Origin of the sequence: Bacteroides sp. OM05-10AA, from assembly GCF_003439055.1 — a bacterium.
GTDB lineage: Bacteria > Bacteroidota > Bacteroidia > Bacteroidales > Bacteroidaceae > Bacteroides > Bacteroides intestinigallinarum.
This window is the reverse complement of sequence record NZ_QSUR01000002.1, coordinates 370165-383015: the sequence shown is the minus strand read 5'-3', so window position 1 is coordinate 383015 and position 12851 is coordinate 370165. Positions and strand designations below refer to the sequence as shown.

At 41.0% G+C, this 12851-nt stretch carries 11 protein-coding genes and 1 pseudogene; 3 read left to right on the top strand and 9 right to left on the bottom strand.

Annotated elements, in window-relative coordinates; all coding sequences use genetic code 11:
• The 4 genes from DXB58_RS02680 to DXB58_RS02665 all read right to left on the bottom strand — a co-directional run.
• Nucleotides 1-934 (bottom strand): alpha-N-acetylglucosaminidase TIM-barrel domain-containing protein (locus tag DXB58_RS02680; protein ID WP_199613111.1); only part of this gene is annotated, 934 nt, incomplete at its 3' end.
• 28 nt (nucleotides 935-962) lie between these two features.
• Nucleotides 963-1754, bottom strand: coding sequence for an endonuclease/exonuclease/phosphatase family protein (locus tag DXB58_RS02675; RefSeq protein ID WP_004310723.1), 792 nt, complete (start codon nucleotides 1752-1754; stop codon nucleotides 963-965).
• 19 nt (nucleotides 1755-1773) lie between these two features.
• Entirely contained in the window at nucleotides 1774-3507 is a 1734-nt protein-coding gene (locus DXB58_RS02670) for a RagB/SusD family nutrient uptake outer membrane protein (protein WP_004317477.1), read from the bottom strand.
• Nucleotides 3508-3527: 20 nt separating this feature from the next.
• Entirely contained in the window at nucleotides 3528-6947 is a 3420-nt protein-coding gene (locus tag DXB58_RS02665) for a TonB-dependent receptor (RefSeq protein WP_122135819.1), read from the bottom strand.
• A gap of 420 nt (nucleotides 6948-7367) precedes the next feature.
• Here DXB58_RS02665 and DXB58_RS02660 point away from each other — a divergent pair, with 420 nt between their 5' ends.
• Nucleotides 7368-7967, top strand: coding sequence for a DsbA family protein (locus DXB58_RS02660; protein WP_009000990.1), 600 nt, complete (start codon nucleotides 7368-7370; stop codon nucleotides 7965-7967).
• Nucleotides 7968-8028: 61 nt separating this feature from the next.
• Here the strand turns inward: DXB58_RS02660 and DXB58_RS02655 are convergent, their stop codons facing one another.
• Nucleotides 8029-8352, bottom strand: a complete 324-nt coding sequence (locus DXB58_RS02655) for a hypothetical protein (protein WP_229128454.1) — start codon at nucleotides 8350-8352, stop codon at nucleotides 8029-8031.
• Between the two features lie 251 nt (nucleotides 8353-8603).
• On the opposite strand from DXB58_RS02655, the gene DXB58_RS28335 reads away from it, so the two are divergent.
• A complete protein-coding gene (locus DXB58_RS28335) occupies nucleotides 8604-8726 on the top strand; it encodes a hypothetical protein (protein WP_255344333.1) in 123 nt (40 codons plus the stop codon).
• A gap of 53 nt (nucleotides 8727-8779) precedes the next feature.
• Here the strand turns inward: DXB58_RS28335 and DXB58_RS28080 are convergent.
• The 3 genes and pseudogenes from DXB58_RS28080 to DXB58_RS02640 form a co-directional block, all read right to left on the bottom strand.
• Nucleotides 8780-9178: pseudogene (locus DXB58_RS28080) on the bottom strand (DUF1016 N-terminal domain-containing protein); the annotation flags it as partial.
• A 79-nt stretch (nucleotides 9179-9257) separates the two neighbouring features.
• On the bottom strand, nucleotides 9258-10208 hold the full coding sequence (locus DXB58_RS02645; protein WP_004317470.1) for a toll/interleukin-1 receptor domain-containing protein: 951 nt from the start codon (nucleotides 10206-10208) through the stop codon (nucleotides 9258-9260).
• 66 nt (nucleotides 10209-10274) lie between these two features.
• Entirely contained in the window at nucleotides 10275-10682 is a 408-nt protein-coding gene (locus tag DXB58_RS02640) for a hypothetical protein (RefSeq protein ID WP_008770576.1), read from the bottom strand.
• Between the two features lie 496 nt (nucleotides 10683-11178).
• Between DXB58_RS02640 and DXB58_RS02630 the strand changes: the two genes are divergently transcribed.
• Nucleotides 11179-11658: a DsbA family protein gene (locus DXB58_RS02630; RefSeq protein ID WP_122135818.1), complete on the top strand. Its 480-nt coding sequence runs from the start codon at nucleotides 11179-11181 to the stop codon at nucleotides 11656-11658.
• A 71-nt stretch (nucleotides 11659-11729) separates the two neighbouring features.
• Here DXB58_RS02630 and DXB58_RS02625 read toward each other — a convergent pair whose 3' ends face one another.
• Entirely contained in the window at nucleotides 11730-12746 is a 1017-nt protein-coding gene (locus tag DXB58_RS02625; protein WP_004323847.1) for a LacI family DNA-binding transcriptional regulator, read from the bottom strand.
• Nucleotides 12747-12851 lie beyond the last annotated feature (105 nt).

Below are 12851 nucleotides of genomic sequence, written 5' to 3'. Positions count from 1 at the left end.
ATTTATTCACAATAGAAGAAGTACCACCAAATTTGACGAAGAACCTTTCTCCAAACTCTTTTTCCCACTCTTCGACAAACAGTTTGCCTATCTCTTCGAAAAAAGGTGAATCCGGTGGCAATACATAGGCGTTGTACTCTTCATCAAAACCACCCCACCGCATGTGCCGGAATTGTGTGTCGGGATGTTTCTGGACGAATCCTTCCGGCACGAAACCTGCAAACGCGGGTGCTATGGGCTGCATACCCAACTCGCGCATACGGGTCAGGATTTGATGCTGCAAAGCGATTTGGTTCTGTTGCCAGGCATCAGATAAAGGACCGTCCCACTTGTTCAGATTGCCCATGCGATGCCAGGGAAGGTGTGCAGGGGCAGTGAAAAACTCACGGATTTCTTCTTTGTTCAATCCCATACGCAGCCATACCCGTTCCGCAATGGCTTCGCTGGCCACGGTAGCCAAGGGCATATTTACACCATAAAGAGCCATCCTGTCAATTTCCTTTTCCCAACGCTCCCAGTCCCAGTAAGGGGTAGTGTAGCCGAATGTACAAACATTAAGGAAATAGCGCAACTCATAAGGGGACACCTGTTCATACAATTCATAATCGGGCCACGGCATCACCGACGTTATATGTTCACCGCTCCATGTTTTCATACTCTTGCAGGCCTCTTTCATGTACGTATGAAAAGCGTAACAGATAGCAACGGAGCTACTTCCCCTTAGGGTAAGCCGGCCGTCGCTTGCTATCACTTCGAATATATCTTTACCGTCGGATGGTTCGATATATTCAAAGTGGATAGACTGTGCTCTTTCCCCAATCTGACGTTCTATTAACTGTTTGGCGGGGGTGATAATATCCGTCTTAGGCTTGTGGCATGAGCAGAAAAAAAGCGTTGCTGAAATCAGTAAATACTTGATTATTGTATGTATCATAGAAAATCATAAATGTTATAAGTGAGTATCAATATTTTTTCTTCGATGCTTCTTTCACATATTCCAGTTCCGTAATAATCGGTAAATGGTCTGACAAAAGCGACTGGACAGTTTGCGTACTAATCACGCGCCATCCTTTTTGCGGGTAAGCAAACAAGTAATCGATCTTAATCACAGGTTTCCATGCCGGCATTCCAAAATCATCGTTGCTTGCAGCAAACCAGCTATCCATACCACGTATTGCCTCGGAGTAATGACGCGCGTTGAAATCACCTCCCAAAATTACAGGATATTTATAATTTTTGAAATGCCCGGTAATAAATTTTATTTGCTCCGCCCTTGTTTCTTGAGAGTTGACGTCCAGATGCGTAGAGGTAAAAACAATGGTATCATTACCCATTTCGAATAATCCCTCCAGCATGGCCCGCCTCTCATGCTCTTTGACCGGATGGGGCAGCATTATCTTTTGAACAGAAATATATGGATATTTACTTAACATCCCAATACCGTAATAACCGGTAGAATAGTCAATCGTTTTTCCGTAAAGCCCAAACATCCCTGTATGATAGGCAAGTTCGGATATAAAATCCTTCCCCTTCTGATGCGGGGTACGCTTACGGTCTGTTTTGCTATCCACTTCCTGAAGCGCCACAAAATCAGGCTTGAAGGATTTGATGTGATGAGCAAGTTCCTCTAAAGATGCCAGTTCGCCAAATCTTAAATTATAGGTCATTACCCGCACCCGTAGAGTATCTTGCGCATAGGCAACGCCCAAAGTCAGGCATAAAAACAATAATAAATATTTTTTCATTGAATACATGGTTTCTATTTTTTAATGATTACTTTTCCCAGCCTGGATTTTGTCCTAACAGAGGATTCTTCTGACGCTCGGGATTAGGCACGGGCCACAAATAATGTTTCGTTGCGTCGAAGTAGCGTGCTCCGCCTTCCGCGGTAGACTTTTCGTAGATAACATCACCAAACTCATCTACTCCGGTATCGGGATACGGGTTGGCGCCCAAATCATTCATACAAACTTTCAGGCTGGGACCGGTGATGGCACGTCCAAAGCGAAGTTCGCCTTCACGCCAGCGCATCACATCGGCGTATCTTGTTCCTTCACCTGCCAACTCAATGCGACGTTCTCTTCTCAATTCGGTTTCGAGATCCATCCCCCATGCGCTAAGCTCGTCAAGGTTCATACGATGCATATTCACACGATCTCTAAGCCTGTTGATGGAGTAATCAATCTGTGTTTGTGTCAGTTTCTTGCCTTGTAGTTCGAAAGTGGCTTCGGCATAAATCAGCAAGATTTCGGCAAAACGGATGACATTGAGATTCCCATGCCCACCCACACTCGAGCCGGCCAAATCAATATCGTTATACTTTTTCAGATAGAAACCTGTACGGCTATTTGCCCCCACACGGTTATTATCTTGCAATGAAGCAAAACGAGGCAGATTAAATATCTCGTTGGCCTTATCCGTATCAGGATCACCGTCATCTCCTCCCGGCCATTTGTCACCCGGAGCATATAAAGTCATCTTCATTCTAGGATCTCTGTTCTGGAAGTAATCCACATAATGCTCTTCAGGCGACTTGTATAACGATGAGGTCTGCACACCGGTCTTTTTATAATATTCCAATCCGGTTTTTGCCGGTTTACCGTCTGTACACAGATAAGCATCCACTAATGACTTCGTTGGATTGAGACGTATATAGTCTGTCGGACTGCAAGTTTCATTGGGTAGACTTTGTGTACGGATTTCGGGTACAAAAAGGCTATATACGATGGCTTCGATATTTTTCGGATCATTCTCGACATCTCCTTCGTGATGAAATAGCTTTTCATATTCATACAGGCCATAGGGACTGTTTTCGATGATATATTCACTCGTTTTTGCAGCCAGTTCCCATCTTTCGTTTTGCAAGGCAATACGTGCCAATATGGCTAAAGCGCCCCAACGGTCGAGTCTTCCCAGTTTATCGCCCGTATACCTTTCTTCAGGCATACGCTCTGCCGCCCATTTCAAATCTTCGACGAGCTGGTCGATGACTTTCTCTCTGGGAGTACGTTCGATATATGCATCTTCGGGCTGGATGACTTCTCCTACCCAAGGTACATCACCCCAAAACACCGTGAGGTAAAAGTACATAAGCGCCCGGATGGTTTTTACTTCTGCGGCATAAACGTCCTTCTTATTTTGAGCTACCTGCGCTTTATTATAGTTGTCCAGAAAATTATTGCAGCGATAAATATAGCTATACGCTCCTGTCCAATAGGTAGTGAAGGGGAAGCCGTCAGTATAAGAGTGCTTGCCTCCCGAAACCTTACTTAGTCCACTAGTAATATTCCCCCACATAACAGTTTCGGCCGTCGATTCGCTCCAATTCACGAGATAGTCTTTTTGTAAAGCTTCGTAACAGGGAGGCAAGGCATTTTTAAGCTGATCTTCATTCACCCAGAATGTCACATTGTCCGGCTCGTTAGGGTTCGTTCTATCCAGAAAATCGCTACATGAGGTAACTATACCAAATAAAGCAATGATTAAAAAGTATTTTGAGTATTTCATCTTTATAGTCGTTTAATAGGTTAGAATGTTATTGATAATCCAAAAACATAGGTTTTTACTTGCGGATAGACATCTCCGCTGGTGGTCCTCACTTCAGGGTCATAAGCTCCGAAGTAATCGGTTTTAGTAAACAAGTTATCTGCCGAAGCATATACTCTAAGACTATTAATGCCAAGAGGTGCCACCATTCGGGCAGGAAAACGATAACCTATCTGAATATTCTTCAGGCGCAAGTACGATGCATCCTCTTTCCAGTAGTCACTGAAGAGTCTGTTGTGCTCCTGCGACTGATAAAGTCTGGGATAAGAAGCATTTGGATTCATAGGCGTCCATCTGTCAAGATGCTCTTTTTTAGGGATTGAGTAGTCATTGATAAACGCATGCCGAGCCTCATCCTCAAGGTAACCGGCAACTTTGCCTACGCCTTGCAAATAGAAACTGAAATCAATGCCTTTCCATTCCAAACCACCCTTGATTGCATAAGTGTAATGGGGCTCTTTCTCGCCAAACACCACTTTGTCGTAGTCATCAATTACCCCATCGGGAGCGCCGTCAGGACCACTGATGTCCCGATACTTAATATCTCCGGGCTGTACAATGCCGTTTTGTGATGCAACAAGAGGAAATTTTGGTTTCTGGTACTTACCTGTAGTTGTATTCACCGATTCGAAGTCATACACTTGCGCCAGCCCATCAGTCAGATAACCATAGAAAGCACCTATCGGATCACCTACCCGACGATACGAACCGGAAGCCGTACTGGTCAGCGACTCCGGAGTTCCACCCAAATCGGTAATCTTATTACGGGCGTCCGACAGATTGAACCCGAGATTGTAATTTACATTTCCAATCTTATCACGCCATGACAGATTAAGTTCCCATCCTTTGACATCAATCTTACCAAGATTGACATAACCTACGTTACTACTGGAAACCCCGACAATAGCCGGAACATCGGGACGAACCAATGCATCAATATTTTCTTTCTTATACCAATCAAAGTCCACATTCAGTCTATTGTTCAAAAAACTAAGGTCTACCCCGAAATTAAGCATGCGGATGGTTTCCCACTTGATGTCGGGATTACCGATTTTGTTTTGCCAAAGTCCCATAACAGGTGTATTAGAAGCTCCGATAGGATAAGACTCTTCGGTTATGATAGGTGACAAGTAGGGGTAGTAATTACCGGGAATGTTTTGATTTCCCAACTCACCCCAGGAAGCACGCAGCTTACCCGAGCTCAATACCGAAGTAGCGAACTCCATGAATTTTTCACGTGAGAAGTTCCATCCTGCCGAGAACGATGGAAAATATCCCCAGCGATTGCCCTTGGCAAATCTTGAAGTTCCGTCGGCACGCAGGTTAGCTTCAAACAGGTATTTACCGTCAAAAGCATAGTTGATACGACCAAAGTAAGAACGCAAAGCCCACTCATCTTTTGTTCCGCTATTCATAAAATTAATCATTCCGGCACTAATAACGTGAATATCTTCAACCATCACATTATCACGTGTAGCACCCAGTGTGCTTCTGTTTTCCCACTCTTGCGAAAATCCCATCAATGCTCCCAACTCGTGGCGTCCTATGGTCTTATTAAAGTTCAGGGTGAATTGCAACGTTTGGGTCATAACGTCGAGATGGCTTTGTGAGATATAGTCCTTGGCATCTTCATTTGCTTTCAACGGGCTACCGTCCGAGTAATAAGACAACATCTTCGGGTTAAACTCATCCACCTGGCGGGTATATATATTTGCAGAGTACTGCATACCTACGTTCAGTCCGTCTATAATTTTGAGATCTGCATTGAAAATACCATTGAGCACGCGTGTTTTCCGTTCTTCCATTCCCGACTCATAAGCTACCTGCAAGGGGTTACGTACCGAACCGTACGACCAGTTCTCACTATCTACCATCCGGCCATTCTCGTCAGGAATTTGCCACATGACGGGAAGTAACGGAGACATACGCTGTGACAGGCGGAATACTCCTGATGTGCCGCTATAACCTAAGTCCTTTTTATAGAAATCGACATAGCTCATCTGTCCGGTCAGTTTCAGACGATCATACACCTCCGTGTTTACACTGATACGCGCATTATGTCTTTTGGAACTATACCCGTCACCTACAACCAGTCCATCCTGATCCAGGAAACCATACGACATAAAAAATCCGGTTTTCTCGCTTCCACCCCGTGCACTTACATTATGCCCCGTTTGAAAAGCCCGGCTTTTGTATATTTCGTCAATCCAGTCAGTATTGGAATATTCGTTGGGATACAGTCCCGAATCATATTTATCGAAAGCCTCTTGTGTATAGGGCTTGGAAAATCCGGCAGCACTCATGGCTTCGTTGGAGAGTTCCATGTATTCCCTTCCGTTAACAAGTTCGGGCAATGCTGTGGGAGTCTGGAATCCGGCATATCCGTTATATTGGAATACTACACGCTCTTTCTTTTCTCCCTTTTTAGTCGTTACAAGAATAACACCGTTAGCGGCACGTGCTCCATAAATGGCCGATGAGGCGGCATCTTTCAGTACTGATACGCTTTCGATGTCCGAAGGATTCAATAAGTTAATATCTCCCCCGGCTACTCCGTCAATCAGGATCAAAGGTGCTGTACTACTATTGATGGTTCCCGTACCACGAATGTTGATGCTGGGCACAGCACCCGGCTGCCCCGAAGAAGAAACGATACTAACTCCAGGTAACAATCCTTGCAGACCCGTAGTTACGTTAGTTATAGGTCTATTCTCAATAGCCTCCGCTTTAACCATAGATACAGCACCTGTTACATTCACTTTCTTTTGCACGCCATAGCCTACAACTACTACATCTTCCAGGCTGACAGCATTTTCTTTCATCACCACGTTTACTGTCGTTGCTTTCGCTATGACGCTTTCTTCACGGTAGCCGACGTATGAGTACCGAAGTGTACTTCCATAAGGTACCTTGATGGAATACTGACCATTGATATCGGTGATTGTACCTGTAGTCGATCCCTTTACCGATACGGTGGCTCCGATGATCGGTTCCGTATTCTCGTCAGTAACTTTACCTTTCACATACAGTTCCTTCTTCTCTCCTTGCGAATCAACAGGTTCAGTTTTATTTTGATATTCTTTATTATAAAATAAAATACTGTCATCCAGGAAACGGAACCCAATGTTAGTCCCTTTTAGCAAAAGAGTTAGTGCTTTGTTTACATCTGTGTCTTTTACCTCCAATGACACTTTCCTACTCGTATCCACAAATTCTTTACTATAGGCTACATTCATCGATGCCTTCTCTGCTATCTGACTGATAGCTTCTTTAAGAGGAAGCTCTTTGATACTAACCGATATTTTTTGCTGTTGTGCATAAACAAAAGCAGTGACAAATATGCACATTAGGGTTACAATACACCTTCTGCCGGTGGATGAAAAAGGAGAATCTTTTTCCATAATATTAGTCTTTAAAGTTAATAGTTCAATATCTATTAGCTAATACACAAGAGGTATTAAAAAGTATTACGGCAAATAAGTTAATGAATATTAATTTGAAATATATGAGAAAATTTACCGGAAATCAATCCATACTTGATAAAAAAGAAAGAAAACACTTCAAAGGTATCGTTTTTAATAGCAAAAATAGAAAGGGGTAGATAATATTTTCTCATTTAATGCATAAATTAGTGTCTTTACCTGAAATAATTAATACCTTTGAGTGCACGAATTAATTCATTTGACTATAGTGTTTCTTTCGATAGACTATAGTCAAATAAAAGAAGCACTATAGTCAACGATTTAAATGACTATAGTCAAACGAATAAAATCATGTAGCCGGAGACAATATTTACTGAATAACTAAAAACAAAATAAGACATGAGTGTTTATTATGATCTTTATGCCAGTGGCAACCCACAAAAAAAGGATGAGCAGCAACCACTTCACGCACGAGTGATTCCATCAGGAACTCTTGATGCTAAGAAGTTTATAGAATTAGTATCTAAAAGCAACGCCTTCAGTCAGGCTACCATTGAAGGATGCTTGCAAGCAGTCACCGATGAGTTACAACATTGGTTGAAACAAGGCTGGATTGTGGAAGTCGGAGAATTAGGCTATTTCTCCTTATCGCTGAAATGCGACCATCCGGTAATGGAGAAGAAAGAAATCCGCTCTCCTTCCATCCACCTGAATAAAGTAAACCTGCGCATCAACAAAAAATTCCGTGAGAACATGGAGCCATTACCGTTGGAACGCATGGAATCACCTTACCGAAGCAATGGCAATCCCGATGAAGACAAATGCCTTAGCATCCTTATGCAACATCTGGATGAACAAGGTTGCATCACTTGTGTCGATTTCACGAGACTAGCCGGCATAAGCCGATACAAGGCAACTATACTGTTAAATACCTATTTAGAAGAGGGAATTATACGAAAATATGGTGGAGGTAAGACGGTGGTATATTTAAAGAAATAGAAAAACAAAGAAAATAGGATAGTCTGTTCCAATATGAAAGTTCTTCAAGTATTTACACCCTTCATGAAATCAGATGATAGTTCACTGGAGTATCATAGCCTATGGCAAAACAAGGACGTGTTTCCGACTGAATACCAAGATAACGAAAACACTTGTAGACAAAGTTGTCACTAACGGTGGCTCGAAGCTCATTACGTATGAAAGCTACCACCCAACGGTATCCATGGGTAGAATGTTCCGAGTGCATCTGCTCAACGAACTCCACCATCGTTTCCCTATTAAGGTCACGCGTAGAGGGATCACGACGCTTCCATTTATAGTAACCTGCACGGCTTACGCCCATCATGGCGCAAATATCCGTTATTGCAAAATCTCTTGACAGCATGTCGACTATTTTGAATTCTTCGTTTTTAAACAAACATACTCCGTTTGCCCAACCTCGTTCGTCCGCACCGCATAATTTTTTTTAGACGTTCATTCTCTATACACAAGCGTAAGATTTCTCGTTTATAGAATTCCTCCGTGCGGTCAATACCCTCAGGAAGTACATCCTTTATCTCTGCGTCAGCACGTACCAAAGCTTCAAGACCGCCCTCATCGTACTGTTTGAGCCATTTTCTGAAGACTGTGTCGGAGATGTCGTTAACTGTACAGCACTTCAACGGATTCTGCAAGAAATATCTGGGCGATATGCCGGGCAACCTGTGGAAAGCGATGGATGAACGAAAGAAAAAGAAAAAACGGATAAAAGGAACGTGAGTTCGTGACGCTCCGGTGAAAGCGGAAACGGACGGGGTGATCGTCGTCTACAGTCAAGGGATTGCAGATATACTGCTAGATAACGGGCTGGCGGTGAGAAGGTACGTCCCAACTGTTTTGAGGCACTGTATCATATACCAATACCGGGCCTTGAGGTCTTTTGCCTTTTGCATCAGAATAACATTGTGTGACCAGCTTAGTTGTTTAACCGACAATGTCATGAAAACTAACTGCAAATGCAAAACAGGTTGTTGCGTATTTGTAAGTTGTTGACTATATTCATTATAGAACTGAACTATCACCTGACAGTTTCTTACGGAGAAGCCTTTGATAAGAGGCGTTCTGTCTTTGGTGGCGAGTTCGGTAACCTGTTTGTCGGCAAGTTGTTTGTCGCCCTTGTCGCGGAAGACGGTAAGCCTACAATCCACGTTGCTACATTTGGTACCTTCGGGTAGAAAAATACTTTTTCTTGAGTAATAAATAAAGCAGCAGCCTACTCTCCTAATTTTATTCCATTGTTAGTTATACTTTTTAATTCTCTCTCCAGTTACAGTACAGCTTCCTTAACAATGTTTGCTGCTTGTGACTCAATACACGGTCTAAAGTTCCCTGAATACCGCTATCTTTATCATATATAGCATCATCTTGCAAATATGATGTTAATCCCTCAATCAGAACTATCGGTACAACATATTCTCTAACTACTTCGTCATTATTAAGTTCCACGACCAACATCTGATTCACTTTATTGAGAGCTTCAACAGCTACAGGATTAATATCTTCTAAAAATACAGCAGACGAATTATTCCGGAATAATATAGTAAAGTTTGAATTATCGCAAATAAAACATGGTTTTCTAGGTCTTCCATTCCGGGATCTGATTAAAAGACATAGTTCTCCTGCGGCATTTTGCAATATATTAAATTCGTTCTCGGCCACATTATCTTCACAATTAACATTTCTTGGATCAGCTCTATTGTTTCTACTATTCTGCAAGACACTTTTTAAAAATTCAATATCAAAATCACCTAAATCTTCTCTCAACAATTTATAAGCTCTTTCTTTATCCAGTTCCTTTTGAAGCCGGGGAATATTATTCAACACACTTTCTTTTAAAATATCGAATGATAGAGCTGGCTCTGGGATTCCATCAATATGATGTTTCTTATTAATATAGTAAGTAAGTTCCGGAGACATCTTTACTTCCTCTATCCTAAAAGGAATGATAACTTTCTCCTGGTTGAAAGCTATATCTATTTCACTTTCTACATGGGAAGAGCAGTTAGAATAACTCGAAAAGATAAAAAGCACGATCTGTGATTCGGTTATCGCTTCAATTATTTCCCGTGCATATGACTTACCACCATATACATTCCTGGGAGCAATCCAACAAGTTAGACCGGCTGCTTCTAACATGGCACATACATCAAATGCAACCCCACTGTCTTTACTGGAATAAGATATAAAAACGTCGTATTTCATAATGTCTATATGTTAATAATATCAGGATAATTAACTCTTAACTAATAATGATAAAGTGCCAGGTAACTATTTTTCCAATTTTAATGAGAAAATGCTCTGGGCTATTTCTGCCAAGACGCTATCGGGAACTATAGTCCGGTCCACTTCCTCTAATTTCTCATTCAATAATCGGAAATCATGAACCTCCTCATACTCATCAAAACGATCTCCCATTTTTTCCTTCATTATTTCAACTACTAAAGCACTCGCCCGTTGTGATACACATAATTCTTCAAAAGCTTTCAAATATGCCAGTGAATCGTTCTTCTCCATTATTTCAAGGGTGTCTATCTTAGCACTATAATCACCATGAGAATTAGTTCCTGTCGCTTCTATATATAGATATTTCTTATCTTTATCAGTATTAGAAGAAACACCGATACAACAGGAAAAAATGACCATTGATATAGCACTTACTATAATAATCTTTCTCATATTATTAAATTTCGGGGGGGTAACCTCGTGTTAGTTCTGTTTTATTGTTGCTAAAGGTAAGCATTATTCTTTTATAATGAACTATTCAGGTGAGATATTTATTCAATAACACTAACCGATGGAAAATAGGATGGTTTAGGGTGGTGCATTGACGAAGCCAAGACCATACTCTGCTTACCTATCACACGATTCCAATTTTCAATCAATGCTGTTGCAGAATAATGAAAAATGAACCGCAGCCCTAACCTATCATTGATCTTATATTAAGCCTTTTAGAAAAAACAAGCAAAAAGTATCTATTTATAGATGCGGCTGCGATGATGTAAATATTAAGAAACGTATAAGCAGCTATATAACAGTCTATTGTCTCAATATTAATTATTTTATTAACGCACTTCTTCAAAATCGCTTGCACAGCAAATTCCGATACCATATCTTTGCAACGTGATCACAAAATAATAACTAGATTTACTAACGATTAAAACTATTAAAAATTATGGCACTGAAATATGTAGTCAAGAAAACAACCTTTGGCTTTGATAAGGAAAAAGCTGAAAAATATGTAGCAAGACCATTCAACGTGGTTACTGTTGATTTTAAAATGCTATGTGACCAGGTAACAAAAGTAGGGTTCGTTCCACGCGGTACTGTAAAATCAGTACTCGACGGATTGATAGATTCGCTGATAACCTATATGGAAATCGGGGCTTCGGTAAGCCTTGGAGAATTCGGAACATTTCGTCCTTCATTCGGATGCAAAAGTCAGGATGATGAAAAAGGAGTGACTACGGACGCCCTAAAGAACCGTAAAATAATTTTCACTCCTGGAAGCATGTTTAAAGGCATGATAAAATCAATAAGTATCCAGAAATTGGATAGTTCTAAAACCAACAGTTCTCCCACGCCTGATGATGGAAAGGGAGACGATAAAGGAGAAGGAGGTGGTAGCGGAGAAGCACCGGATCCGGCAGCATAAGAAACGGTATTAATATGTAAAAAATCGGGTTTGACATTGTTCAAGCCCGATTTTTTCTATTATCTAAAATACTACTTTCTATCAGTTAACACCTTTATCGAATCCCGTTTTATAATATTAGGTTTCAAAAGAATCTCCGAATGTAGTTCAGTTTCTTCCAAAATCTTCTGCATCAACATTTTTACAGCAATAATGCCAATATTCTCCAGTGATTGTGCAATACGAGTTATAGGAGGATTTAGATAGTCCAGATATAAGTTATCATCAAACGAAATGATAGACATATCTTGAGGAATTCTCACTTTATGCTCATTTAATGCTTTGACGGCTCCCAAAAGAATTGTACTACTTAACGCAAATATAGCAGTAGGTTTTGTAGTAGAGTTCAGAGCCAACTTAGTCTCAATATAACCATTCTGAATTGAGAACTCATTTCCTCTTATCATTGCGTTATCCTGATAACCAGCTTCGCGAAGCGCATCAAGATACCCGCGCACACGTTCCTTAGTTGTTATAGAAATATCCGGCCCCTGAATACAGAGAATCTTACTATGCCCCGATTCTAATAATAATTTCGTTGCCTGATAAGCTCCTACATAATTATCAGTAGCTACGTATGGCAAATTATGCTTCTCAAAATAGCGGTCAATCAGCACAATCGGAGTTTTAGTACTAATCTCCTCGAGTTTAGAAGGGTTTTCACCAGTCGGAACCAAAATAATTCCGTCTATCTTACGTGACAGAAGCGAATCAATAGCTTTATTTTCCTGAACAGGATCTTCCAGGGTATCGATAAGCATGACAGTATAATTATAACGTTGTGCTTCACGGATGACAACACTTGCTATATTGGCAAAAAAAGGATTATCTATGTGTGGTACAAGAAGGCCTATAGTATATGTCGTGTTATTGCGCAAACTTTGCGCAACTATATCAGGCTGATAGTCCAATTCTTTAACGGACTGCAAAATAACCTCCTTAGCAGACTGGCTGATCCTATATTTCTCTGATTTCCCATTTAACACTCTGGAAATCGTAGAGATAGAGTACCCAGTTTTCTTTGATACATCAATCAGAGTTTTCTTCATTACTGGTTGTTTTTTGCAAAAATAACATTTTATTTGAGAAAAAAGCAAGAAAAATATTTTGTTTTGAAAAAAATTTCTATATTTGCGCAAACGATTGCGCATCGT